The sequence below is a fragment of the Escherichia sp. XD33 genome, assembly GCF_019375075.1.
Classification (GTDB): Bacteria; Pseudomonadota; Gammaproteobacteria; order Enterobacterales; family Enterobacteriaceae; genus Enterobacter; species Enterobacter flexneri_A.
The window spans coordinates 69,857-96,577 of record NZ_JAENDM010000019.1 but is presented as its reverse complement, the minus strand read 5'-3'; the positions used below and the strand labels follow the sequence as shown (position 1 = coordinate 96,577).

Genomic DNA, 26,721 nt, shown 5'->3' with positions numbered 1-26,721 from the left:
ATTTTCTGGTGCGTACCGGGCTGAGAGGCGGTGTAAGTGAACTGTAGTTGCCATGTTTTACGGCAATGAGAGCAGAGATAGCGCTGATGTCCGGCAGTGCTTTTGCCGTTACGCACCACGCCTTCAGTAGCGGAGCAGGAAGGACATCTGATGGAAATGGAAGCCACGCAAGCACCTTAAAATCACCATCATACACTAAATCAGTAAGTTGGCAGCATTACCAAACCGTTAATATTATTTCCATTCTTCCCGCAAAAGTTGCCGTAGACAACTCCCAAAATAAACGGAACGCACAAGCCTTCGGCGCGCTTATTGGCGCAGTCGCTGGCGGTGTTATCGGCCACAACGTCGGGTCTGGCAGCAATTCCGGAACGACGGCAGGTGCAGTTGGCGGCGGAGCTGTAGGCGCGGCAGCGGGTTCTATGGTGAATGATAAAACCTTAGTGGAAGGTGTTTCTTTAACCTATAAGGAAGGCACCAAAGTGTATACCTCTACCCAGGTGGGTAAAGAGTGCCAGTTTACGACAGGTTTAGCCGTTGTTATTACCACGACGTATAACGAAACGCGTATTCAGCCAAATACCAAATGTCCTGAAAAGAGCTAATAATCAGGAGGAGTCATGAAGAAAGTTTTTCTTTGCGCCATCTTAGCCTCCTTAAGCTATCCGGCTATCGCCTCATCATTGCAGGATCAACTCTCTGCTGTCGCAGAAGCGGAACAGCAAGGTAAAAATGAAGAGCAAAGGCAGCATGACGAATGGGTCGCGGAGCGCAACAGGGAAATCCAGCAAGAGAAGCAACGTCGCGCAAATGCCCAGGCCGCCGCTAACAAAAGAGCGGCAACGGCAGCGGCAAATAAGAAAGCTCGTCAGGATAAACTGGACGCCGAAGCCTCTGCGGACAAAAAACGCGATCAAAGTTATGAAGATGAGCTACGCAGCTTAGAGATTCAGAAACAAAAACTGGCGCTGGCGAAAGAAGAAGCCCGCGTTAAGCGAGAAAACGAATTTATCGATCAGGAACTGAAGCACAAAGCTGCGCAAACCGATGTGGTGCAATCTGAAGCTGACGCCAACAGAAATATGACTGAAGGCGGTCGCGATCTGATGAAAAGCGTGGGCAAAGCAGAAGAGAACAAATCGGACAGCTGGTTTAATTAATCGATGTTAGTAACTTCAATCCTATAATTCTTGAAGATAAAAAACCCTCTGTAGTAACAGAGGGTTTTGTTCATTCATAGTGCAGGGTCAAATCATTCCCACTCAATGGTAGCTGGCGGCTTGCCGCTGATGTCATACACCACGCGGGAAATACCGTTCACTTCATTGATAATGCGGTTGGAAACGCGACCGAGGAAATCGTACGGCAGATGCGCCCAGTGTGCGGTCATAAAGTCGATGGTTTCGACAGCACGCAGAGAGACAACCCAGTCATACTTACGACCATCGCCCATTACGCCAACGGAACGTACCGGCAGGAACACAGTGAACGCCTGGCTGACTTTGTCGTACAGGTCCGCTTTACGCAGTTCTTCAATGAAGATGGCGTCAGCACGGCGCAGCAGGTCACAGTACTCTTTCTTCACTTCACCCAGAACACGAACGCCAAGGCCTGGTCCCGGGAACGGGTGACGGTACAGCATGTCGTACGGCAGGCCCAGCTCCAGACCAATCTTACGCACTTCGTCTTTGAACAGCTCTTTCAGCGGTTCAACCAGGCCCATCTTCATCTCTTTCGGCAGGCCGCCCACGTTGTGGTGAGATTTGATGACGTGTGCTTTACCGGTTGCAGACGCCGCAGATTCGATAACGTCAGGGTAGATGGTGCCCTGCGCCAGCCACTTCACGTCTTCCAGTTTCAGCGCTTCTTCATCGAATACTTCAACGAAAACGCGACCGATGATTTTACGTTTTGCTTCCGGATCGTTTTCGCCAGCCAGCGCTGACAGGAAGCGATCTTCTGCCGGTACGTGAACAATGTTAAGACCAAAGTGATCGCCAAACATATCCAGAACCTGCTCTGCTTCGTTGAGGCGCAGCAGGCCGTTGTCGACGAATACGCAAGTCAGGTTTTTACCGATAGCGCGGTGCAGCAGCATTGCGGTTACGGAGGAATCCACACCACCAGAGAGGCCGAGGATGACTTTATCGTCGCCTACCTGCTCGCGGATGCGAGCTACAGCATCGTCGATAATTTTCGCTGGCGTCCACAGGGCTTCACACTGGCAGATATCACGCACAAAACGCTCCAGCATGCGCATACCCTGGCGGGTGTGAGTCACTTCCGGGTGGAACTGTACGCCATAGAAGCGTTTTTCTTCGTTAGCCATAATGGCAAACGGGCAGCTTTCGGTGCTGGCTACGGTGACGAAGTCGGACGGGATAGCGGTAACTTTATCGCCGTGGCTCATCCAGACATCGAGCAGCGGTTTACCGTCTGCGGTCAGCGCATCTTCGATACCGCGAACCAGTGCGCTGTCGTTTACGACTTCAACCTGCGCGTAGCCAAATTCACGTTCGTTAGAGGCTTCAACGTGACCGCCCAACTGCATCGCCATGGTCTGCATACCATAGCAAACGCCGAATACCGGTACGCCTGCTTCAAAGACATACTGCGGCGCACGCGGACTGTTTTCTTCAGTAGTACTTTCCGGGCCGCCGGAAAGAATAATGCCGCTTGGATTGAAGTCACGAATTTGTGCTTCTGTCACATCCCACGCCCACAGTTCGCAGTAAACGCCCAGCTCACGCACGCGGCGCGCAACCAGTTGAGTATACTGGGAACCGAAGTCCAGAATGAGGATGCGATGCTTATGAATGTTTTCCGTCATTGACGCTTATTCCGAGGCAAGTGAAACAGATAATATAAATCGCCCGACATGAAGTCGGGCGAAGAGAATCAGGAGCCCAGACGGTAGTTCGGGGACTCTTTAGTAATGGTCACGTCGTGAACGTGGCTTTCCTGAATGCCCGCACCGCTGATACGTACAAACTCCGCTTTAGTACGCAGTTCGTCGATAGTACCACAGCCGGTCAGGCCCATACAGGAGCGCAGGCCGCCCATCTGCTGGTGAATGATCTCTTTCAGGCGACCTTTATAGGCTACGCGACCTTCGATACCTTCCGGCACCAGTTTGTCGGCAGCGTTGTCACTCTGGAAGTAACGGTCAGAGGAACCTTTGGACATCGCGCCCAGGGAACCCATACCACGGTAAGATTTGTAAGAACGGCCCTGGTAGAGTTCGATTTCACCCGGAGATTCTTCAGTACCCGCCAGCATGGAACCCACCATTACCGCGCTTGCGCCAGCGGCGATAGCTTTGGCGATGTCGCCGGAGAAGCGAATACCACCATCTGCGATAACCGGAATACCTGTGCCTTCCAGCGCTTCAACTGCGTCAGCAACGGCAGTGATCTGCGGAACACCTACGCCAGTCACGATACGAGTCGTACAGATAGAGCCAGGGCCGATACCGACTTTAACCGCGCTGCAACCAGCTTCTGCCAGAGCGCGTGCACCTGCAGCTGTTGCCACGTTGCCGCCGATGATTTGCAGATCAGGATATTTAGCACGGGTTTCACGGATACGCTGCAAAACGCCTTCAGAGTGACCGTGAGAGGAGTCGATCAGCAGAACATCAACACCTGCGGCAACCAGCGCATCAACACGCTCTTCGTTACCCGCACCTGCGCCAACCGCTGCACCAACACGCAGACGGCCTTGCTCGTCTTTACAGGCGTTCGGTTTACGTTCCGCTTTCTGGAAATCTTTCACGGTGATCATGCCGATCAGGTGGAATTCGTCATCAACCACCAGCGCTTTTTCAACGCGTTTTTCGTGCATTTTTGCCAGCACCACTTCACGGGCTTCACCTTCACGCACGGTGACCAGACGCTCTTTCGGCGTCATGTAAACGCTAACCGGCTGGTTCAGGTCGGTAACAAAACGCACGTCACGACCGGTGATAATACCCACCAGTTCGTTTTCTTCGGTAACGACCGGATAGCCCGCAAAACCGTTACGCTCGGTCAGTTCTTTCACTTCGCGCAGCGTCGTGGTTGGCAGAACAGTCTGCGGATCAGTCACCACACCAGATTCGTGTTTTTTCACACGGCGAACTTCTTCTGCCTGGCGTTCAATGGACATGTTTTTGTGGATAAAGCCGATACCGCCTTCCTGAGCCAGAGCAATAGCCAGGCGCGCTTCCGTTACGGTATCCATTGCTGCGGAAAGCATAGGGATATTCAGACGAATAGTTTTCGTTAGCTGGGTGCTGAGGTCAGCAGTATTCGGCAGAACGGTAGAATGAGCAGGAACGAGGAGAACGTCGTCAAACGTCAGAGCTTCTTTAGCGATACGTAGCATGGGCAATATCTCGACCAGAGTGGTTAATAAATATTGCCGCGGCATTATACAGAGCGTAACCGATTGCATCTACCCCTTTTTGCAAAAAATGCTTGCTATCCCCGGAGGGCGGGTTACTATCGACTGAATAACCTGCTGATTTAGAATTTGATCTCGCTCACATGTTACCTTCTCAATTCCCTGCAATTTTTACCGTTAGTCGCCTGAATCAAACGGTTCGTCTGCTGCTTGAGCATGAGATGGGACAGGTTTGGATCAGCGGCGAAATCTCTAATTTCACACAACCCGCTTCCGGTCACTGGTACTTTACACTCAAAGACGACACCGCCCAGGTACGCTGCGCGATGTTCCGCAACAGCAACCGCCGGGTGACCTTCCGTCCACAGCATGGGCAACAAGTTTTAGTTCGCGCCAATATTACGCTCTACGAGCCGCGCGGCGACTACCAGATAATCGTTGAGAGTATGCAGCCGGCCGGTGAAGGGCTGCTACAACAGAAGTACGAACAGCTCAAAGCGAAGTTGCAGGCTGAAGGTTTGTTCGATCAGCAATACAAAAAACCACTTCCCTCCCCTGCGCATTGCGTTGGTGTGATCACCTCAAAAACCGGTGCTGCGCTACATGATATTTTGCATGTGTTAAAACGTCGCGATCCTTCTCTACCGGTGATCATCTACCCCACCGCCGTTCAGGGCGATGACGCACCGGGGCAAATTGTTCGCGCCATTGAACTGGCGAATCAGCGCAATGAGTGCGACGTGTTGATCGTTGGGCGCGGCGGCGGTTCGCTGGAAGATTTATGGAGTTTTAACGACGAACGCGTAGCGCGGGCGATTTTTGCCAGCCGCATTCCGGTCGTCAGCGCCGTCGGGCATGAGACGGATGTGACCATTGCCGATTTTGTTGCCGATCTGCGTGCGCCAACGCCGTCTGCCGCCGCTGAAGTAGTGAGCCGTAATCAGCAAGAGTTACTGCGCCAGGTGCAATCGACCCGTCAACGGCTGGAGATGGCGATGGATTATTATCTCGCCAACCGCACGCGTCGCTTTACGCAGATCCATCACCGATTACAGCAACAGCATCCGCAGCTCCGGCTGGCACGCCAGCAAACCATGCTTGAGCGCCTGCAAAAGCGGATGAGCTTTGCGCTGGAAAATCAACTTAAGCGTACCGGGCAACAGCAGCAGCGGTTAACACAGCGGCTGAATCAGCAAAATCCACAGCCGAAGATTCATCGCGCGCAAACGCGCATTCAGCAACTGGAATATCGTTTAGCAGAAACCCTGCGCGCACAGCTTAGCGCCACGCGTGAACGTTTCGGTAATGCAGTAACGCACCTCGAAGCCGTAAGCCCACTGTCAACGCTGGCGCGTGGATACAGCGTTACTACTGCTACTGACGGCAATGTACTGAAAAAAGTGAAGCAAGTTAAAGCGGGTGAAATGCTAACCACACGTCTGGAAGACGGCTGGATAGAAAGTGAAGTAAAAAACATCCAGCCGGTAAAAAAATCGCGTAAAAAGGTTCATTAATCCAGCACGAATTCAACGCGTTTTTTCGATATCAAGCCATGCCCGTGCTGACAGAAGTAATCTACTGCACCGCAGGCTTTTAACACCTGCAACGGTTGATGGCAGTCTGGACAAAGAGCTTTCATTTCAATAACTTCCCCGCAGGATGGGCAACGCGCATGGCCGTTATCCTGATCAAGCACATGCTGACATTGTGGACAATGCAGTTCCATATGAATTCCTCCGGTAGCCATCCCTCTACATTCATAGAGGGAATGGCAGATAAAATACTTACGGATAATTATTTATTTTTCTTGATGTGCTTCATCAGACGCTTACGTTTACGCATCTGGGTTGGCGTCAGGGTGTTACGCTTGTTCGCATACGGGTTTTCCCCTTCTTTGAACTGAATACGAATCGGCGATCCCATTACGTCCAGCGATTTGCGGAAGTAGTTCATCAAGTAGCGCTTGTAGGAATCAGGCAGGTCTTTCACCTGATTACCGTGAATCACCACAATCGGCGGGTTATAACCACCAGCGTGGGCATATTTCAGCTTCACACGACGACCGCGTACCAGCGGCGGTTGGTGATCTTCAACAGCCATCGTCATGATGCGCGTCAGCATAGAGGTCCCCACACGACGGGTGGAGCTGTCATACGCTTCACGTACTGATTCAAACAAGTTACCAACACCACTGCCGTGCAAGGCAGAGATAAAGTGCACACGAGCAAAATCGATAAAGCCCAGACGGAAGTCCAGCGTTTCTTTCACCTGCTCTTTCACTTCCTGGCTCAGGCCATCCCACTTATTCACCACAATGACAAGTGAGCGCCCACTATTGAGAATAAAGCCCAGCAGCGAGAGATCCTGATCGGAAATACCTTCGCGCGCATCAATCACTAACATCACCACGTTGGCGTCTTCAATGGCCTGCAACGTTTTGATTACGGAGAATTTCTCTACAGCATCGGTGATTTTGCCGCGTTTACGTACGCCAGCGGTGTCAATGAGCACATACTCACGTCCATCGCGTTCCATTGGGATGTAGATGCTGTCACGCGTCGTGCCAGGCATGTCGTAAACAACAACGCGCTCTTCACCAAGAATACGGTTAGTGAGTGTAGACTTACCTACGTTCGGACGACCCACAATCGCCAGTTTGATCGGCAGACTTTGCGGGTCGAAGTCGTCTTCCTCTTCTTCTTCGCCGTTCTCTTCCGCTTCAAATTGCGCCCAGTATTCAGCGTCTTCGTCGACTTCCTCTTGCGGTGCGAGATCTTCCATCCACGGCAGCAGCACATGCTCCAGCAGACTTAATACGCCACGACCGTGAGACGCGGCGATCGGGTAGATTTCACCTAAACCAAGCGAGTAGAAATCAACCACTGCCTGATCGGGATCCAGACCGTCAGTTTTGTTTGCCACCAGGAAGGTCGGTTTTTCACGGGAGCGCAGATGTTTGGCAATCGCTTCATCTGCCGGCATCAGGCCCGCGCGCGCATCCACCATAAACAGTACGACGTCCGCTTCTTCAATCGCCAGCAGCGACTGTTCCGCCATGCGGGTTTCTACACCGTCTTCTGTGCCATCAATCCCGCCGGTATCAATACAGATAAACTCACGGCCTTCAATTTCCGCACGACCGTACTTACGGTCACGAGTCAGACCCGGGAAATCCGCAACCAGCGCATCTCGGGTGCGAGTTAGACGGTTAAATAACGTGGATTTTCCTACGTTAGGGCGCCCGACAAGCGCGACCACAGGTACCATGTTTAAAGCCTCATTTTTATAAATCATCAGACAACGCACGCTATATTCGCGTCGTTGTTAAAAACAGGAAAACGGCCCCTGTCCAGGAGCCGTTTTCAAAGTGAACGACAGAGACGATTAACGTGTAATAGAGTACACGGTTCCGTCTTTTGCCTGGATCAGCAGTTTGCCGTCAGCGGCAACCGGTTCAGTCTGGAAACCGGAACTATCAACTTTTTGCTGGGCAACGAAACGACCATCTTCGACGTTAATCCAGTGCAAATAACCTTCACTGTCACCTACCACCAGGTTGCCATTATACAGCACCGGAGAAGTCAGCAGGCGATGCAGCAGATCGCTTTGTGTCCACAGCGTAACGCCGCCATCAATGGTCAACGCCATCACCCTGTCATTTTGATCGACCAGATAGATGCGATTGCCGTCGACGATGAAATCATTCACCGAACCCAGTTCGCGTTTCCACATAATCTGACCACTGCGCAGATCAAGCGCCGTCAGGTTACCATTATAGGCCAGCGCGAAAACAACGCCGTTAACAACGACTGGAGTCGTGTCAACATCGCTCAGACGGTCAATTTCGGTAGAACCGGTCGCCTGGGAAATACGCTGCTGCCAAATCATCTGGCCCTGTTCCATCAGCACTGCGCTGACGCGACCATTATCGCCACCCACGACGGCCGCACCAAAAGCCGTTGCCGGCGCAGACTCGCCACGCAAAGAGAGCGAAGGCATATCGAGGTTAACTGTCCATTTGACAGCGCCGTCAGCTTCGTTCAGCGCTTGTAACTGACCGTTACTGGTGTGGATTAACACCAGACCGTCGCTGACCACCGGGCGCGAAAGTGCTTCACCCGCGACTTTAGTTTGCCATGCCACAGTACCATCGCTGGTATTCAGCGCGTAAACCTGCGCCTTTTCGCTGCCAATGTAGACATGCCCACCAGACACGGTCACACCGCCAGAAAGTAATGCAGGCTCTTTAGAGAACCAGCCATCTTTCTCGGCCAGGCTGACAGACCAGATTTCTTTGCCATCATCCGCATTCAGCGCTTTTACCAAACCAGCGCGGTCCGCTGCATAGACAACGTTGTCCGCCAGTGCCGGATGAAGATTGGAATAGAAGTTGCCAATGCCGCTACCAACGGAAGTGCTCCACGCCGTGGTCGGCGTAAACTGGTTTTCAACGGTTGGCAATGGGGACATCTTTACCACATCTTCTTCGCTGTTAAACAGCGAACAGCCGCTTAAAAGGGTAACGGAAAGCAGTCCTGGCAGCAGTAATTTACGCAATTGCATCGGGTCCCTCTCAGATGGACAAATTATTAATTTTCATCTGCATCATTTCGCTCAGTGCCGGAGTAACATCGCTTTTCACGCCTGCTTCCCATGCACTACGCGCACCTTGCTTATCACCTTTGCTCAGCAATGCTTCACCACGCAGGTCGGCAACAATGGCAGCCCACCCTTCACCTTTGATGCTATCAAGGGTTTTCAGCGCGGCATCAGCCTGCTTGAGCTGTACCTGAACGCGAGCAAGACGCAGATTTATCACGGCTTTGAGATTTTCATCGCTCGTGTCTGCCAGCCCCTGTTGTAACTGGGCGGCAGCTTTCTCTAGTTCATTTTTGTCAACAAATTGCTGCGCAAGTTCCAAAGAAGCCAGCGCACCATAAGTATTTTTATTTTCAGCAGCAAATTTTTCCGCCGCCGGGATGCTATCCGGTTTGCCTTCGCTCACTGCGGTAATCGCATTTTGATAGGCAAGAGAAGCGGAGCGTGCAGAATCAACCTGATGGCTGTTCCAGTAGCGCCAGCCAATCAGTGCGCCAACGCCCAAAATCACCCCAACAGCCAGTGCTTTGCCATTTTCAGCAAAAAAGCGTTTAACCGCTTCTACCTGGTCGTTTTCGTTCTCGTAAATTTCCACGCTGTCCTTCTCCTTCCTTAACCCAGTAACGTGCGCAAATGCGCGGCTACGCTATCCTGCGCAACTGCCGTTTGCTCACCAGAGCGCAAATCCTTCACTACTGCTGTGCCGTTAGCCACTTCAGACTCACCCAGCACCACAGCAACGCGGGCACCCCATTTATCAGCACGGGCAAACTGTTTCTTAAAGTTGCCGCCGCCGTGGTTGGTCATCAATTTCACGCCCGGTAATTCATCACGCAGACGCTCAGCTAATGCCATAGCCGCAGATTGTGTATCAGCACCTGAAGCCACCAGGTATATATCGACAACAGGATCGGCTTTAAATTCCGGATTAACGGCCTGTACTAACAATACAAGACGTTCGAGGCCCATCGCAAAACCGACAGCCGGTGTTGCACGACCGCCCAGTTGTTCCACAAGACCGTCATAACGACCGCCTGCACACACGGTGCCCTGGGAGCCGAGACTGTTAGTCACCCACTCGAAAACGGTACGGTTGTAGTAATCCAGACCACGCACCAGACGCTGGTTTACGGTGTAAGCGATCCCCGCGCTCTCAAGCAGTTTGCACAGACCAGCAAAGTGCTCACGAGATTCCTCGTCCAGATAATCACCTAATGCCGGAGCGTCGTTGAGAAGCGCCTGCACTTCCGGATTTTTTGAATCCAGCACGCGCAGCGGGTTAGTGTACATGCGGCGTTTGCAGTCTTCGTCCAGCTTTTCTTTATGCTGCTCAAGGAATGCCACCAGCGCATCGCGGTAATTGGCGCGTGCTTCCAGCGAACCGATAGAATTCAGCTCAAGAGTTACGTGTTCGGAAATACCCAGCGCGCGCCACCAGCGGGCGGTGAGCATAATCAGTTCAGCGTCGATATCCGGACCTTGCAGACCGAAAACTTCGCAGCCCAACTGATGGAACTGACGATAACGCCCTTTCTGCGGACGCTCGTGACGGAACATCGGCCCGATATACCACAGACGCTGTTCCTGATTGTACAGAAGACCATGCTCGATGCCGGCGCGTACACAGCCCGCCGTCCCTTCAGGGCGCAGAGTCAGGCTGTCGCCATTGCGATCCTCAAAGGTGTACATCTCTTTTTCAACCACGTCGGTGACTTCACCAATCGCACGTTTGAATAGCGGGGTCTGCTCTACAATCGGCAAGCGGATTTCACTGTAACCGTAGCTGCCGAGCACGTTTTTCAGTGTGCCTTCAATGCGCTGCCAGATGGCCGTTTCGCCAGGCAGGTAATCGTTCATGCCGCGAATGGCTTGAATGTTTTTTGCCACGTTTATTCTCTTTCTGAATATAAAAATGAACCCTCAACGCTTCCCTCAATGTTTGGGGAGCCATGCGGGTTCAATCATACACGGGAAGCGAGGCGCTTCCCATCACGTTATTATTTTTCGACCTGCTGAACGTCAATTCGACGCGCTTCGTCCAGCTGACTGGCTTTCGCACGAATGCGTGCTTCCAGCTGGTCGATCATATCGTTGTTGTCCAGACGGTCTTTGCGCACGCCATCTTCATAGAGGCCGCTTTTCTTGTTGCCGCCGGTGACGCCGAGTGTAGAAACCAGCGCCTCACCTGGGCCATTCACCACGCAGCCGATAATCGAAACGTCCATCGGAGTGATGATATCTTCCAGGCGTTGCTCCAGCGCGTTAACCGTACCGATAACATCAAACTCCTGACGCGAACAGGTCGGACAGGCGATGAAGTTGATACCTCGCGAACGGATACGCAGCGATTTCAAAATATCGAAACCGACTTTGATCTCTTCGACCGGATCGGCCGCCAGTGATACGCGCAGCGTGTCGCCGATGCCTTCAGACAGCAGCAGACCTAAACCAATGGCGGATTTTACTGCCCCGCTGCGCGCGCCACCCGCTTCGGTGATCCCCAGATGCAGCGGCTGATCGATTTGTTTTGCCAGCAAACGATAAGACTCAACAGCGAGGAAGACGTCAGACGCTTTCACGCTGACTTTGAACTGATCGAAGTTCAGGCGATCGAGATGATCAACATGGCGCATGGCGGATTCCAGCAACGCCTGCGGCGTCGGTTCGCCATACTTTTCTTGCAGATCTTTTTCCAGCGATCCGGCGTTAACGCCAATGCGGATCGGAATGTTTTTATCGCGCGCACAGTCAACTACCATGCGAATACGCTCTTCATTACCGATATTGCCAGGGTTAATACGCAGACAATCGACGCCGTATTCCGCTACTTTCAGCGCAATGCGATAGTCGAAGTGGATGTCAGCCACCAGCGGCACGTTAACCCGCTGTTTGATGAGTTTGAACGCTTCTGCCGCGTCCATCGTCGGTACGGAGACACGGACGATATCAGCGCCAACGCGTTCCAGCGCCTTGATTTGATTGACCGTTGCTTCGACATCTGTCGTACGCGTATTGGTCATGGACTGTACGGCGATGGGAGCACCATCGCCAATCGGCACATTCCCAACGTAAATACGTGTTGATTTTCTACGTTGAATTGGAGCCTGGTTATGCATGAAAAATCTCCCGCGTTACCCGTCTGTTACTGCGCCGGTGATTGTTCGGCATTGAGGGTCAGACGCGCAACCTGGTTAGTTCTGATAAAACGACTCAGATCGACAGGTTTCCCTTGATACTGGATCTGTACTGCGGCTGGCGCACCAATTTTCAGTTTGTACGGTGCCTGGCCGGTTAAGTTCAAATTACCGTCTTTACGCTGCATACCGCTAAACAATTTTTTACCGGTAGCATCAGTGACCTCCAGCCAGCAATCGGCAGTAAAGTTCATCACCAGCGCATTCGGATCAGCCACCGGCGTGGTCACGCCAGCCTGATCGGTTGGCAACGGCGCAGCACCATCTGGCGTTGTTGCTGCCGTTGGTGCCGGGGTCGCGGCGGTATCAACATTTGCCTGCGAAGGCGAAACAACCGCATTCTGTTGCGGATCAACAGCTGGTGCTGGCGCAGTTACGGCAGGTGTTTGCGTGTTGGTTGCGGTAGTATCCACAGACGCTGGCGGCGTGGACGTTGTAGCCGGGTCTGTAGTTGTCGACGTATTTAACGGAACACTCTGCCCCTGCTCGCTATTACTGCTCAGTTCCGCCGAAGATTGATCGGCCATAGTGGTGATCTCTTCCTGCTGAGCTTTGTGGTCTTGCCACCACCAGGCACCGCTCAGGCCGATAACCACAAACAACACCAGCCAGGTGAAGGTCATCAGCCAGCCATCACGTTTTTTGCGGCGTTTACCGAGGGAAAAACTCTGCATTGGCGCAACTTTTGCAGCCCGTAGTGGAGCCTGCTTTTCCAGCCCTGGCAGCAGTTCTTCTTCTGGAATATGTACCAGACGCGCATAAGAGCGGATATATCCGCGCAGGAATGTTGAAGCAAGATCGGCGGGTGCCTTATCTTCTTCAATGTCGCGTACCGTGGAAACCTTCAGGCAAAGTCGCTCGGCAACGGCCTGCTGACTAAGTCCTAGTTGTTCGCGAGCATTACGCAGGCGAGCGCCGGTAGTAAGTGCTTCATTTTGGTCGTGCGTGGCTTCAGTATTCATTCGCTGCAGGTACGTTTAAATGAGAATTGAGATGCCGGTGAACCATCATGCTCACCCACACCGCGAAACATCCGTTAAGTTAACCGTTATCATACAGTATAAGACCGTCTGTGTGCTCGTGACAAAGCCCACATTCACTAAGGCTAACTTACTGTTGCATCGTTACATACTGCCTTAAAGTCAGCAAAAACGCACCGTTAATATTGACCAGACAATTGCAACTTAATACTTCATTCATAAAACATTACGCCACGGTACATAAAGTAACCGTGGCGTAATGGCTATCAGACCGCTTTAATGTCGATGGCTTCACCCTGCATCCGTTTACGCAGGGTACGTTTCGTACGGTCGATAACATCGCCCGCCAACTGACCACAGGCAGCATCGATATCATCACCACGAGTTTTACGCACAATAGTGGTGAAACCGTAGCTCATCAGCACTTTTGAGAAACGGTCGATACGGCTGTTCGAGCTGCGTCCATACGGCGCACCCGGGAACGGGTTCCACGGGATCAGGTTGATCTTACACGGCGTATCTTTCAGCAGTTCCGCCAGTTGGTGCGCGTGTTCAGTGCCGTCGTTAACGTGGTCAAGCATCACGTATTCAATAGTGACTCGGCCCTGATTGGCGTTGGATTTCTCCAGATAACGGCGCACCGCAGCAAGGAACGTTTCGATATTGTACTTTTTGTTGATCGGCACAATTTCGTCACGAATTTCGTCGTTCGGCGCGTGCAGGGAAATTGCCAGTGCAACGTCGATCATATCGCCCAGTTTATCCAGCGCCGGAACTACACCGGAAGTGGAAAGCGTGACGCGACGTTTAGACAGGCCAAAACCGAAATCATCAAGCATGATTTCCATCGCCGGAACGACGTTGTTCAGGTTGAGCAGCGGCTCGCCCATGCCCATCATCACTACGTTAGTGATCGGACGCTGACCGGTGACTTTTGCTGCGCCGACGATTTTCGCCGCACGCCACACCTGGCCGATAATTTCCGACACCCGCAGGTTGCGGTTAAAGCCCTGCTGGGCGGTGGAACAGAATTTACACTCCAGCGCACACCCCACCTGCGAAGAGACGCAGAGCGTGGCACGGTCGTCTTCCGGGATATACACCGTTTCGACGCGCTGATCGCCAACGGCGATCGCCCATTTAATGGTGCCGTCAGATGAACGCTGTTCTTCAACCACTTCCGGTGCGCGGATTTCCGCCACCTCTTTCAGTTTGCCGCGCAACACTTTGTTGATGTCGGTCATCTCATCAAAGTTGTCGCAGCAATAGTGATACATCCACTTCATCACCTGATCGGCGCGGAAGGGTTTTTCACCTAAATCTTTAAAAAACTCCCGCATCTGCTGACGGTTGAGATCCAGCAGGTTGATTTTTCCATCTTTCGTGGTGACGTTTTCAGGTGTGACTAATTGTTCAGACATATGCTATTCCGGCCTCGTTATTACACGTTATGGCCCCTGGAGGGTTGAAAAAAGAAACGCCCCGGTGAGCGGCTGCTCGTCCGGGGGCGCTGCATTGTACAAATTCTGGCGCACGGATGCCACGTTTGCACGCGGCATTTACGAAATTATTAACGGGTGCGCGGGCACACTTCGCCTTCGCCAAAGAAATAAGCGATTTCGCGAGCGGCAGATTCGACGGAATCAGAACCGTGGGTACCGTTTTCGGTCAGGCTGTCAGCGTAATCAGCGCGCAGAGTACCAGCCAGTGCGTTTGCCGGATTGGTCGCGCCCAGCAGATCGCGGTGACGCTGAACGGCGTTTTCACCTTCCAGCACGGAAACCACGATCGGGCCAGAGGTCATGAATTCAACCAGACCATCAAAGAACGGTTTTCCATCGTGTTCAGCATAAAAGCCACGTGCCTGTTCAACGGTCAGGTGCAGCATTTTGGTGCCAACAATTTTGAACCCTGCAGCTTCAAAGCGCGCAAAGATATTACCAATGACGTTTTTTGCTACCGCGTTCGGTTTGATGATGGAAAAAGTACGTTCAATAGCCATTTTTACCTCTGTAAATTGTTCTGTTGTTGTCTGTACCAGCGTACGAGATGGCGCGGATTATAATGAGCAACAGGGCCGTTGACTATTGATGAAGGTAACATTTTTTTAAAATAAAATGAGTTTTAGCAACAATCAGGGACAAAACAGACTATTGCATGACAAATTTCACTGTCGCGATTTGCCCCACGTCATCCATCACCAGCAATTGATAATCACCTTTATCCGTCAAATGCAGGGTCACGTTGCGCCCGCGTTCAGTTAACGGTTCGCCATTCAGAAACCACCAGCGTTCACCTGCCCCTCCACTTGATTGCAACGGCAAAGTCGCTTCCGCTGCGCCCGGTAAACGTTTAATAATCGCGCCATCGCGAACGCCTGTCAGCTGCAGCGGGAGCTGGGCATCGTGACCGTATGGCGGGCAACTTGTCGAGGCCGGTGGTAAGCGCACAGCGCGACGTTCTGATGCGGGCAGCCAGGGTTCCAGCGGTAGCGGCCAGACATTTATCATTTCTTGTCGCGCTTGCGGGCAATCAGCGGCAACACGTTTGCCATTTTCATCCAGCCAGATGGGGAAACGAATGCCATTAATGCCTTCCTGCTCCGGCAGTAATAGAGTTGGCGGCTGACTCCCGTCCAGCAGCCAGGTTGCCAGGCGGCGGCGACAGTTACCGTCACCTTCCGGCAAAGACTGTCCGCCCGGCCAGCAGATAACGCCACGAGTGACTGAGTTCGGGCGCGGGTCTTCCGGCAGATTCGCACTGCGCGACAGTAAGATATTATTGACCTGATTCAACAATGGTACGGCACTGGCAAAGCCAAACTGACCAACAACGGGCGTGCCGTCCGGTCTGCCAGTCCAGATCCCAATGACATAGCGAGCGTTAACCCCAATCGCCCAGGCGTCACGATAGCCATAGCTGGTGCCCGTTTTCCATGCCAGTGGGGCGACGCGCGGCAAGGCACTATCCGGCAAGGGTTGCGCTTCATCAGCCATAATCCGGCGAATGATCCACGCCGCCCCCGACGACATTAAAGGCCGTTCAAGCAGCGGATCGTCAGGCTGTAAGCGCAATTTGCCTGCCTTGCCGTGGCGAGCAAACGCGGTATACGCTGCCGCCATATCTTCCAGTTTTGCACCAGCGCCGCCGAGAATGAGTGAAAGATTCGGCGCAGCACCGTTGGGCAAATATAACGGCAATCCAACATTGCGTAACTTTGCCGCAAACCGTTTCGGTCCATAGGCTTCCAGCACCTGCACAGCAGGTAAGTTCAGCGAGCGCACCAGCGCCTCGCTCATGCTGATCGGGCCATGAAAACCGCTATCAAAGTTACCTGGTCGATAATCACCGGTGCGCCGGGGGACGTCTTGCAGCAGTGATGCCGGGTGGATCAAGCCTTCATCCAGCGCCAGACCATAAACAAACGGTTTGAGCACTGATCCTGGCGATCGGATTGAATTGACCATATCAACATGACCAAAGCGTGAATCATCGTTGAGATCAACCGATCCCACCCAGCCGCGAACACGCATATCGGTATGATCAACCACGATCATCGCCAGTGAGCTGCGCGGTGGCAACCGCCCTTTCCAGTTTTGCGCCAGTTCTTCCAGACGTCGTTGAAGACCGGCATCCAACGTAGTAGTGATTTTGTCGCTTTTGCTTTTACCGAGCATCATGCGCGAAAACAGCGGTGCCAGTTGCGGCATTTGTCGGGGGGCCAGCCAGATGGGTTCTTCCCTTGACTCTTTTACCTGCTCACGGGACCACACACCTTGCACGGCCATCCGTTCGAGCACTTTATTACGCGCGGCTTCGGCACGCTCCGGCCAACGATCCGGGCGAAGACGGCTGGGCGCTTGCGGCAAAACCGCCAGCATTGCCGCCTCGGAATAGCTTAAATTCGCAGGCGATTTTCCGAGATAAGCCCAACTTGCCGCACCGATCCCCTGCAACGTACCGCCAAACGGAGCGCGGTTAAGATACAAGGTCAGAATTTCACGCTTAGACAGATGCCATTCCAGTTGCAACGCGCGCCAGAGCTGGCGAATTTTGCCGCCAAATGTTTTGGGGTGAGGATCAAGCAGACGAGCAACCTGCATAGTGAGCGTGCTGCCACCGGAAATAACCCGTCCCGAAGTGAGATCTTGCCATGCTGCGCGCGCCACCGAGAATGGATTCACCCCCGGATGCTTCCAGAACCAGCGATCTTCATAATTGATCAGCGCTTCAAGGTAACGTGGAGAAACATCTTCGATTGTTACCGGATAACGCCAGATGCCGTCAGCATCGGCGAAGCGCCAGAGCGGCGTACCATCCTGCGCCACGACCACTCGTGCGGGATTGACTTCATGCAGCGGTAGAGGCCAGAGTTTATCTGCTCCCCACGCTGCAAGAAAAAGGAGAAAGGGCGCGGCTGCCAACGTTATCCAGCAGCCGCGTTTGGTTAACAAGCGAGGCATTTACGGTCTGACAATCAGCAGATCTTCAGCCGCGCCGGTCGCCCGCCATTGGGGAACATACATTGATTCCACCATCGGTTGCGGTACCTGATACGTTCCCGGCGTCACCGCCCGCGCCAGATACACCAGCGTTACCGGTTGGTATTCATCAACGGCAACCGCCGCCACAAAGCGATCGTCACGGAACTCAATGTGCTTAATGCTCGCCTGCTGCATCTGGTTCAGTAAGTTCTGCACTTCGCCACCACTTTGCTCCAGGCTGGCGCTACCGTTCGCCAGATTCTGGTTTTCCAGTTCCAGACCCGCAGGCAGCAGATCCACGACTAACGCATCCGGCACGCTGTTACTGGCTTTTACCTGCAACCACACCAGCACCAGATCGCCGCTACGTAACGAGTCCAGCGATTTGCTCTTACCATCAGTACCAAGAATATGACGCTCGATTTGCAGCACATTGTTCGCCGGTAAAGGTGCGGATTGCGGATAACCGCTGGCATCCATACGCAACCATAACGGCTGATCGCCACTGTTGCTCACCTGCAAGGTGACAAGTTGATCGCTATTCAGATTGCTGTTTTGCGCTTTCTCGCCTGTCAGCTGCTCAGCTGAGAAAGAGGTTTGCGCCTGCCATTTACCGGGTAAATCCTGAATCGTACGGGCAGCCAGGAACAACGCGTTACTTTCCTGCGTCGATAGCCAGCGTTCACCAAACGCCTGCTGCGAAAGTGTGTTCAGCAAAGTGTACTGCTCATCGGGTAGCAGTTTATTTTCTTCCAGCAAGGAGAGCATTAACGCGTTGTCGCGCAGTGAACTACCGTAATCACCCAGCCATATCCGCTCATCACTATTACGCGGCGTTTTCAGCGCCAGCGCAATCGCTTCTTCACCACGCGTCGCATCACCCATGGTTTTCAGCGCAACGCCAAGTTGCAGCAGCGGTAAACCAGAAGCGGCATCTGCACGATGCTCCCAGATTTCACGCAGCGCACCCAGCGGAGCCTTTTGCTGACGGGCCAACACCAGCGCAGCGTAAGACTGTACGGCGAATTTACTGGCTTTGAGATTATCCGCGTACGGGATCGACATCATGCCCGGATCTTGTAAATAGCGCAGCAGACGCTCATTACCCCGGTTAATGGCGTCTGTCGGCACGCTGTAACCCTGTTCGCCTGCGCGGACCAGGAAATCCATCACGTAAGCCGTCAGCCAGTACTCTTCGTCACCGTTTTTATCCCACAGCGCAAAGCCGCCGTTATCACGTTGCATTTGCAGCAAACGGGAAATGCCGATATCGACCGATGCACGGCGTTTCTCATCACTGTCGCCTTTGATGCCCAACGCCTGCAGTTGGGCTGCGTTGGTATAAAGTGACGGAAACAGGCCGCTGGCGGTTTGCTCAAGACAGCCGTACGGATACGCTTTTAACTCTTTGATATAACGTGCGATGTTCAGCGGTGGTTTGCCGCTCAACAACAATTGCCCTTCCAGCGTAACAGGCGAGAAGTTTTGCAATCCATCCGCCGGAATCGCCCATGTCTCACCAGGCTGTAACGCCGTACCGTAATTAACCGTTTGTGCCGGGAACGCCGGACGGACGCCGATTTTCCACTGCTTATGCTGATCGGCAACGGTTTCACCCGGTAACGCTAACCCGCTAATGGTGGCCTGAATTTCTCCATCGCCATAACCCGGCAATGCTCGCACCGGGATAAACAGCGTAGTACGCACACCTGGCGCTAATTCAACGGCTGCGGGTGAATCGCTGACCAGTTCAAGCAAACCACTGGCGGTCAGGGCAACGTTCAGTTTTTGCGGTTTATCGGTAAGATTAGTGATATCCAGCGTCAGACGCGAGGTATCGCCACTCGCCATAAAGCGCGGCATGTTCAGTTCAGCAATCACCGGTGCGGCAACTATCACTTTGCTTTCGTTGCTACCGAAATCATCTGCCGTCCAGGCTTGCGCCATGACGCGCAATTCACCGTTAAAATCGCCAATCGGCAGTGTAACCGAGCCTTCGCCCTGTTCGTTGAGCGTTACCGGCAGCGCCTGCTGCGCGACAATATTGACGTGATTGACCGGCGGTTTACCACCACGTTTCAGCTCATCACCATCGCCACCGAAACGCAGAGCTGCCAGACGCCCCTGACCTTCAATAACCTGACCGTAAATATCGTAAATGTCTGCGCCATAGCGTTTCTGACCAAAGAACGCCTGCCACGGATCTGGCGTGACGTAGTCAGTAATATTCAGCACACCACTATCAACGGCAGACACCAGCACATTCACCTGTTTAGGCTTCTCGCCATTTTTAGTGCTGGCTTTAATTTTCACGGTTAATGGTTGATTGGGACGCATTTTTGCTGGTGTTTCCAGCGCCAGATCGAGGCGACGGTTTTCATCACCAAGCGGCAGATGCAACACCCCAACCGCGCGTTTTGGCGTCGCGGAGCGAGATTTATCGCCAGGACGCACCACCAGCGTACTCAAATAAAGATCATGACGATTCCAGGTTTTATCGACCGGAATCGTCAGATCCAGCCCTTGAGCCGGAACATCAATCTCTTGCCACCACAGCGGCCCTTCACTGGACTCGACCATCGCATAACCTTTACCCGCCGTTGGCGCGGCAATATGCAACTTAATGGTATCGCCAGGGCGATAACTGGCTTTATCCAGTTTCAGCGTGACACGGTCGGGTCGCACGGCACCGCTCCCGTCGCTGTTGTCCTGCCAGCTATAGCCAGCCCAGAAACGAACACTACTGACCGCTTCATTCGGCGCTTTGACTTCCAGACGATAAGCACCCCACTCTACCGGAAAACTGACCTTGCCGGTTTCGTCCGCTTTCAGATCCAGAGTTTGTTCATTTTCGATCAGATCTTTTTGATCAAACTGTGACTGCCAGCCTTCATCTTCTGACCAGTTCCAGTAGTAATCGCGGCGTTCGCGAATCAGGCGCACCTGCAAGCCCGACACGGCTTTTTTCACGCCTTGCGCATCGCTATAAACGATGTCAAAAGCGGCGTTACTGCCTTCATCAACAATGGGCTGTTTCACCGTGCTGTCAGTACGATAATCGTAAACCGATTTCGAGGCGAACTGCGGACGGATCCCCGGCAATGCATCGGCAGGCCAGATAGCCTGCTCAGCGCGGCGCGTCACCGGGCGACCGCCCGATTCCAGCAAACTACCCTGGAAAATAACCTGTAATGGGGAATGCGTTTCCTTCCACTGGCTTTCTGTAGAAACTTCGCCGCGCCCTTTATCATCCAGCGTCAACTGAACTTCATCCAGCGTGCGGGAAAGATTTTCGGCAGCTATATCGCCGAATTCAAAACCAGGTAAGGCTGACACAGCTTCACGCAGTGGGCGCAGGAAAAGTTGCCCTTGCAAAGTATTACCATTAGCAGGTGCACCATACAGGTAGTACCCCACCACGGAGAATTTCACTTCATCTTTCGGCGTTAGCGGGGTTTTCTCACCGGTCAGATTCAGCGCCATGCGCTCTGGCATAAAATCTTCGACGTGGAAATCCCACATCCGATACTGATTATCGCCCGTGTTAGCGCGAATATGCCACATACCGGTTGCCGCATTGCTATCGAGTGGCCAGGTAAAGTGGTAGAGGCCATTCTCCGGCTGACTAACGACGCTCCTGAGTACCTGCCCATCGGGTTTAATCACGTCTAACTTGATGGGTTGATTGGGCAACGCTTTACCGTCTGCATCACGCAGCAAACCATTGAGGATTACCGTTTCACCTGGGCGATAAAGATCGCGTGGGCCAAACATGAAAAACTGTTTGCTATAGCCTGGCGCGCCAGCAATGTTAAATTCTGCTAAGTCCAGCGCCGGAAGTTTTAAATCGAGTAGCGTTGTCTGACCGTCTTTACGCGCCAACAGTAATGCCGCGTTTTTATCATTTTCCAGCTGCACATGCCCCTGAGCGTCACTGGTTGCCTGAGTCAGAGTCTGCCCTTTCTCATTTAATAAAGAGACTTCAATTCCTTGCTGGGCCGCGCCGTTTTCCAGACTTTGGGTAAAGATATCCAGACGATTGTGATAACGGTGAGCTGAAACGCCGATATCACTTAACGTAAACAGCGTCGCGGGATTACTGTAATCGTAACGTCCAGCCTGATTCATCACAGCCAGATACACGCCCGCCTGCTGAAGCGGTTTGATATCGCCCAGCGGCAGCAATAATTTTTCACGGGTGTTACGCGCAGGATTGAGATCAAACCGTCCGGTGTAGACCAGATCCGCCATCTGCAGCAGTTTGTCTGACTGCCAGTTCGCCAGCGAATTGCGGTATTCCCATTGGCTAATGAATGCTGGCAGAGATTCTGGCTTAACGCGGAAGAAGTTAACATCGACATTATTAACGTTGAGCGCCATTACCGGCAGCCCTTCAACGACTTTGCCAGGCAGCAGCGAACCACGGCTGGCAAAACCGACGCTGGGTTGGATGTCGCGGGTAGTTATAGTTTTTTCGTAATCTTTACTGAAGGTTGCGTTGTTGAGTGCTTTGACCTCCTTGCCAATAGTAACGATCAAATCACGTTTCGGTTCGAGGTGGCGTAAACGTAACTCTTTAAGATTATCTGACAGCTCCCAGGCACCATCCACTTTGCCGCTTTTTTTATCGACGACATGAATAACGCGTGAGAAATCCTGATCCGGGTCGAGAGGGATGGAGAACGTCAGCACCAGCGTGGCTGCACCATCAAGTTGGACTTCAGAGAGATCCAGCAATGTCAGCACCTTACCGGCACTCTGTTGGGCCAGTTTTTGTCTCTCCGGCACGGAGAGTTTTGCTGAACTCGCGTTTTCTGAAGAGGCCGCTTTAGTAACTTCAGAAGGCGCATCTTTTTTCACCGCTGTTGGCGCGTTATCGTTGTTGTCGCACCCTGCCAGCGCCAGCATTAGCATGCAGGCGGCTACGCGTAACTTTTTCATTTTTCATCCCTGCCACAATGGCCCGTTAGCAACGTCGAATAATTATTATGCGTGAGAATTTACGTTATGTAATTCAGTATCACGCCCATACAATCCGAATTTTAGTGAGAATTGTGGCTCAGACAGCCAAATCAGCCTCTTTTGCTTGTCGCTTTTCACTAAACATCCGACAATTTAGCCTAACCCCGGCAAAAATGGAGATGCCTATGTCCACGACATGGTTTGTAGGAGCCGACTGGCTCGCCGAACATATTGATGACCCGGAAATTCAGATTATCGATGCCCGCATGGCGTCGCCTGGACAGGAGGATCGTAACGTTGCTCAGGAGTATCTGAATGGACATATTCCCGGCGCAGTGTTTTTTGATATCGAAGCGCTTTCTGATCACACTTCCCCGCTTCCGCACATGCTGCCGCGCCCGGAAACGTTCGCCGTGGCGATGCGTGAATTAGGCGTTAACCAGGATAAGCACCTGATTGTCTATGACGAAGGTAATCTTTTCTCAGCCCCACGAGCATGGTGGATGCTGCGCACCTTTGGTGTAGAGAAAGTGTCGATTCTGGGGGGTGGACTTGCAGGCTGGCAGCGTGATGATCTGCTGTTAGAAGAAGGTGCAGTAGAGCTGCCGGAAGGAGAGTTTAACGCCGCATTTAATCCTGAAGCCGTGGTGAAAGTAACCGATGTATTATTGGCAAGCCATGAAAATACGGCGCAAGTTATTGATGCCCGCCCGGCTGCACGTTTTAACGCAGAAGTTGATGAACCTCGCCCAGGTTTACGTCGCGGACATATTCCCGGTGCATTGAACGTTCCGTGGACGGAACTGGTGCGCGAAGGCGAACTAAAAACGACCGATGAACTGGATGCGATATTTTTTGGTCGCGGCGTCAGCTACGACAAACCAATTATCGTCAGCTGCGGCTCTGGTGTAACGGCAGCCGTGGTTTTGTTGGCACTCGCGACGCTGGATGTGCCAAACGTGAAACTGTACGACGGCGCATGGAGTGAATGGGGCGCACGGGCAGATTTACCGGTTGAGCCAGTGAAATAAGCTTTATACAGGCAATAAAAAACCGCCGAATTTGGCGGTTTTTTATTGCTGGTCTGGTTCGCGGCCTTTCCAGCAGGTTGACTTGTGTTACATGAGCAACGCAGGTGCTTCACAGCAAAACAATACTCACCAGTAACTCTCTTTTTGTCAAGCAAAAGAGAGTAATTATTGTTTATTTAGCGTATTATCGACACCGGCCCTTTCCGCCGTGTTCGGTAATAAAATAACCTGGCTTATTAGTCCGAATTCAGACAAATATAAACAAATCCTGCTCAAAATTAAAAATTCTAACCGGTAAAAGATATTACTTAAACATGTAAATTCACTTTCCTTTAAAAAACAAAAAACCGCCAAAATCAGGCGGTTTTTTGTTGCTGGTCCGGTTCGCGGCCTTTCCAGCAGGTTGTATTACCGTAGTAATGCAAGCGCGTCTCAGCGGAGACAATACTCGCCAGTAACTCTCTTTTTGTCAAGCAAAAGAGAGTTATTATTGTTCTGTTAGTGTATTATCCACTGCGGCCCTTTCCGCCGTCTCGCAAACGGGCGCTGGCTTTAGGAAAGGATGTTCCGTGGCCGTAAATGCAGGTGTTTCACAGCGCTTGCTATCGCGGCAATATCGCCAGTGGTGCTGTCGTGATGCGGTCTTCGCATGGACCGCACAATGAAGATACGGTGCTTTTGTATCGTACTTATTGTTTCTGGTGCGCTGTTAACCGAGGTAAATAATAACCGGAGTCTCTCCGGCGACAATTTACTGGTGGTTAACAACCTTCAGAGCAGCAAGTAAGCCCGAATGCCGCCCTTTGGGCGGCATATTTTAGATTATCCGATTCTGTTTAAAGTCACGCAAAAAACCACCCCAGCGACGTTCATAGAATGGCGCAATATGTTCGGTAATAAAGTGGCTAATTCCTTTTTCCCCTTTTTTCACCTGACAAATATCGATTGGTTCATCGCCAGGTAATGTATCGGTCGCTACACTTCCCGTCGCCTGAATAATTTCTTCGATATCACCATCGGCTTCAATGCCAATAAGTAAATTAGGCTGTGCCTCTTCGTTCTCTTTAATTGAACAAATAAAAGCACGCTTCACCGGCTTAATGGTTTTAAATAAGGTGGTGAGTGAATCAATCATTTGTGCTGGCGGCTCTGCGACTTCCGATAATATCAGCGATTCACCGCCTTCCAGGATTTCCTGGCTGCTCAGCGGATTTCCCTCTTCACCAATCAACAAACTGATTTCACGCGGCATAAATTCTTTACCGGTTGGCAGTTTGGCATTAAGGAAGAGCGTTTCGCCAAGTGTCATCTCAAACAGCGTGCGAACGGGCATTACGACAAATGCCTGTTCGTCTTCAACCGCCTGTTGAAGTGCTTCTAACGAGGTGAAAAAAGGAATGACGCTGGTGCCGTCTTCTTTTTCCCAGTGCTGTAAATCAAGCGCGCTATCTTCAACCACAGCCTCGCCCTGCGCCGCCGTACCAGGCACCCAGACGGTGGATTCCAGTAGAGTACGGAAAAAGGCCGGGCGGTGCGCCGGTTCAGTTGCTGCTTTTTCCAGCAGGTCTTCAAGTTCGTTTTTTGTTTCGGACATAAGAACCACAATTCATTCAACGTTCGGGGCGCAAATGCCTGATGCGCTACGCTTATCAGGCCTACAAGGGATTCGCAATTTGTTGAATTTGCAGAATTTGTAGGCCGGATAAGACGTTTACGCCGCATCCGGCATATTAGTTTACGCCGTTAACAGATTAGCAATCGTGCGCACACCAAGTCCCGTAGCGCCCGCAGACCACTGTTCAACCGGCGCTTTACGGTAAGTCGCCGAGCAGTCGATATGCAGCCAGCCTTGCTGATAGTTCTCAACAAAGTGCGACAGGAAGCCCGCCGCCGTGCTCGCGCCTGCCGGATACGCCGCGCTTCCGGTATTGTTCAGTTCGGCAAAGTTAGACGGCAGCTGGCTGCGGTGGAATTCCGCCAGCGGCAGACGCCAGAATGGTTCGTTCTCTTGTGAGGCACTCGCCAGCAAACGACCGGCAAGCGCATCGTCAAAACTGAACAGCGCGTGATAATCATTACCCAGCGCAGTTTTCGCCGCCCCGGTGAGGGTCGCCGCATCAATGATCAGTTCCGGTTTCTGCGCACTGGCATCAATCAAACCATCGGCAAGCACCAGACGCCCTTCGGCATCAGTGTTCATCACTTCAACTTTTTTACCGTTGCGATAGGTGATGATATCGCCCAGCTTGAACGCATTGCCGCTAATCAGGTTATCCGCACAGCAGAGGAACAGCTTCACGCGCTTGTTCAGTCCGCGCGTAATGGCAAATGCCAGCGCCCCGGTAACCGTTGCCGCGCCGCCCATGTCCGACTTCATCGAGTCCATAAACGCAGTCTGTTTGATGCTGTAGCCGCCGGAGTCAAAAGTGATACCTTTACCTACCAGGCACGCGTACACTGGCGCTTCTTTATCGCCAGTTGGGTTGTAATCCAGCGCCAGCAATACCGGAGAACGTTCTGAACCGCGTCCGACTGTGTGCAGCCCCATATAACCTTGCTCACGCAGATCTTCGCCTTTGGTGATCCGATAAGTCACACGATCGCCCGCGACGTTGCTGATCAGATCAACAGCACGCTGTGCCAGTTGCGATGGTCCCAATTCTTCTGCCGGTGCGTTGATGGTGTCACGCACCCAGTCGATGATCATCAGGCGGTTATCCAGTTCCTGGCGCTGGGCATCGTCCAGATCCGGCCACACCACTTTACGCGTGCCTTTCGGGGCTTTGTAACCTTGCCAGAATGCCCAGCAGCGATCCGCATCCCAACCTTCACCGCTTAACTGAACATGCTTGATGCCCAGACCGTCAATCTTGCGGGCCGCATGCTGGATCAGCCCCAGATCGTCTGCCCCGTTCAAATGCAGGGTAATGCCATCATTATTAATGCTGTAAGTTGCTTTTTCTCCCCAGCGCGCGTCGGCAGGTTGGGTAGAGAGGGTAATTTTCATCGCTTCTGTCATTTTAGTTATCCTTCTTTGTAAAAGGGCCGCCAGTTGGCAGCCCCAGGATTTTTCCGCTAAATGATTCGC

At 52.5% G+C, this 26,721-nt stretch carries 21 protein-coding genes and 1 pseudogene; 5 read left to right on the top strand and 17 right to left on the bottom strand.

Translation table 11 applies throughout. The features are described from left to right. Window positions 1-167: IS1 family transposase (locus tag K0778_RS13330; protein WP_047664789.1), on the bottom strand; the 167-nt coding region annotated here is incomplete at its 3' end. Here K0778_RS13330 and K0778_RS13325 point away from each other — a divergent pair. Continuing rightward, complete coding sequence (locus tag K0778_RS13325; RefSeq protein WP_373467741.1) at window positions 87-605, top strand: glycine zipper 2TM domain-containing protein; 519 nt, start codon at window positions 87-89, stop codon at window positions 603-605. The genes K0778_RS13330 and K0778_RS13325 overlap by 81 nt on opposite strands. Window positions 606-620: 15 nt before the next feature. Next, window positions 621-1,160 carry a DUF5384 family protein gene (locus K0778_RS13320; protein WP_000755173.1) on the top strand — a complete coding sequence of 180 codons (540 nt, stop codon included), beginning with the start codon at window positions 621-623 and terminating at the stop codon, window positions 1,158-1,160. A 92-nt stretch (window positions 1,161-1,252) separates the two neighbouring features. Here K0778_RS13320 and guaA read toward each other — a convergent pair whose 3' ends face one another. Both guaA and guaB read right to left on the bottom strand, forming a co-directional pair. Beyond that, complete coding sequence (gene guaA / locus K0778_RS13315; protein WP_000138282.1) at window positions 1,253-2,830, bottom strand: glutamine-hydrolyzing GMP synthase; 1,578 nt, start codon at window positions 2,828-2,830, stop codon at window positions 1,253-1,255. Window positions 2,831-2,898: 68 nt separating this feature from the next. Further along, on the bottom strand, window positions 2,899-4,365 hold the full coding sequence (gene guaB, locus K0778_RS13310; RefSeq protein WP_001299507.1) for an IMP dehydrogenase: 1,467 nt from the start codon (window positions 4,363-4,365) through the stop codon (window positions 2,899-2,901). 161 nt (window positions 4,366-4,526) lie between these two features. Between guaB and xseA the strand changes: the two genes are divergently transcribed. Then, the gene (gene xseA, locus K0778_RS13305) at window positions 4,527-5,897 is read left to right on the top strand and encodes an exodeoxyribonuclease VII large subunit (protein ID WP_001400815.1); all 1,371 of its coding nucleotides are present in this window, start codon (window positions 4,527-4,529) and stop codon (window positions 5,895-5,897) included. Here xseA and K0778_RS13300 read toward each other — a convergent pair. The 11 genes from K0778_RS13300 to yfhM form a co-directional block, all read right to left on the bottom strand. Further along, window positions 5,894-6,109, bottom strand: coding sequence for a zinc ribbon domain-containing protein (locus K0778_RS13300; RefSeq protein WP_063084670.1), 216 nt, complete (start codon window positions 6,107-6,109; stop codon window positions 5,894-5,896). The genes xseA and K0778_RS13300 overlap by 4 nt on opposite strands. A 68-nt stretch (window positions 6,110-6,177) precedes the next feature. Further along, window positions 6,178-7,650: a ribosome biogenesis GTPase Der gene (der, locus tag K0778_RS13295; RefSeq protein WP_000249410.1), complete on the bottom strand. Its 1,473-nt coding sequence runs from the start codon at window positions 7,648-7,650 to the stop codon at window positions 6,178-6,180. 117 nt (window positions 7,651-7,767) lie between these two features. Beyond that, on the bottom strand, window positions 7,768-8,946 hold the full coding sequence (gene bamB / locus K0778_RS13290) for an outer membrane protein assembly factor BamB (RefSeq protein WP_001177048.1): 1,179 nt from the start codon (window positions 8,944-8,946) through the stop codon (window positions 7,768-7,770). A 10-nt stretch (window positions 8,947-8,956) separates the two neighbouring features. Beyond that, entirely contained in the window at window positions 8,957-9,577 is a 621-nt protein-coding gene (yfgM, locus tag K0778_RS13285; protein WP_001400819.1) for an ancillary SecYEG translocon subunit YfgM, read from the bottom strand. Between the two features lie 17 nt (window positions 9,578-9,594). Beyond that, window positions 9,595-10,869: a histidine--tRNA ligase gene (hisS, locus tag K0778_RS13280; RefSeq protein WP_001107167.1), complete on the bottom strand. Its 1,275-nt coding sequence runs from the start codon at window positions 10,867-10,869 to the stop codon at window positions 9,595-9,597. Window positions 10,870-10,979: 110 nt separating this feature from the next. Beyond that, entirely contained in the window at window positions 10,980-12,098 is a 1,119-nt protein-coding gene (ispG, locus tag K0778_RS13275; protein WP_000551818.1) for a flavodoxin-dependent (E)-4-hydroxy-3-methylbut-2-enyl-diphosphate synthase, read from the bottom strand. A 26-nt stretch (window positions 12,099-12,124) separates the two neighbouring features. Beyond that, window positions 12,125-13,138: a cytoskeleton protein RodZ gene (gene rodZ, locus K0778_RS13270; protein WP_001090844.1), complete on the bottom strand. Its 1,014-nt coding sequence runs from the start codon at window positions 13,136-13,138 to the stop codon at window positions 12,125-12,127. Between the two features lie 284 nt (window positions 13,139-13,422). Then, complete coding sequence (locus K0778_RS13265) at window positions 13,423-14,577, bottom strand: bifunctional tRNA (adenosine(37)-C2)-methyltransferase TrmG/ribosomal RNA large subunit methyltransferase RlmN (protein WP_000003317.1); 1,155 nt, start codon at window positions 14,575-14,577, stop codon at window positions 13,423-13,425. Between the two features lie 149 nt (window positions 14,578-14,726). Continuing rightward, window positions 14,727-15,158, bottom strand: coding sequence for a nucleoside-diphosphate kinase (gene ndk, locus K0778_RS13260; RefSeq protein WP_000963837.1), 432 nt, complete (start codon window positions 15,156-15,158; stop codon window positions 14,727-14,729). A 148-nt stretch (window positions 15,159-15,306) separates the two neighbouring features. Further along, window positions 15,307-17,619, bottom strand: coding sequence for a peptidoglycan glycosyltransferase PbpC (gene pbpC, locus K0778_RS13255; protein WP_001137675.1), 2,313 nt, complete (start codon window positions 17,617-17,619; stop codon window positions 15,307-15,309). Next, window positions 17,620-22,581, bottom strand: coding sequence for an alpha2-macroglobulin (gene yfhM, locus K0778_RS13250; protein WP_000736290.1), 4,962 nt, complete (start codon window positions 22,579-22,581; stop codon window positions 17,620-17,622). 206 nt (window positions 22,582-22,787) lie between these two features. On the opposite strand from yfhM, the gene sseA reads away from it, so the two are divergent. Together sseA and timP are read left to right on the top strand one after the other, a co-directional pair. Then, the gene (gene sseA, locus K0778_RS13245) at window positions 22,788-23,633 is read left to right on the top strand and encodes a 3-mercaptopyruvate sulfurtransferase (protein ID WP_000108637.1); all 846 of its coding nucleotides are present in this window, start codon (window positions 22,788-22,790) and stop codon (window positions 23,631-23,633) included. A gap of 661 nt (window positions 23,634-24,294) precedes the next feature. Further along, window positions 24,295-24,420 (top strand): small toxic inner membrane protein TimP, encoded by a 126-nt coding sequence (gene timP / locus K0778_RS27690; protein ID WP_001380605.1) that lies wholly within the window; start codon window positions 24,295-24,297, stop codon window positions 24,418-24,420. Window positions 24,421-24,450: 30 nt separating this feature from the next. Here timP and sseB read toward each other — a convergent pair whose 3' ends face one another. From sseB to pepB, 3 genes and pseudogenes are all read right to left on the bottom strand, one after another. Continuing rightward, window positions 24,451-25,227 (bottom strand): enhanced serine sensitivity protein SseB, encoded by a 777-nt coding sequence (gene sseB, locus K0778_RS13240; protein ID WP_001295479.1) that lies wholly within the window; start codon window positions 25,225-25,227, stop codon window positions 24,451-24,453. Between the two features lie 29 nt (window positions 25,228-25,256). Beyond that, window positions 25,257-25,360: pseudogene (locus K0778_RS28595) on the bottom strand (hypothetical protein); the annotation flags it as partial. 8 nt (window positions 25,361-25,368) lie between these two features. Beyond that, window positions 25,369-26,652, bottom strand: a complete 1,284-nt coding sequence (pepB, locus tag K0778_RS13235; RefSeq protein WP_063084669.1) for an aminopeptidase PepB — start codon at window positions 26,650-26,652, stop codon at window positions 25,369-25,371. Between the last annotated feature and the right edge of the window lie 69 nt (window positions 26,653-26,721).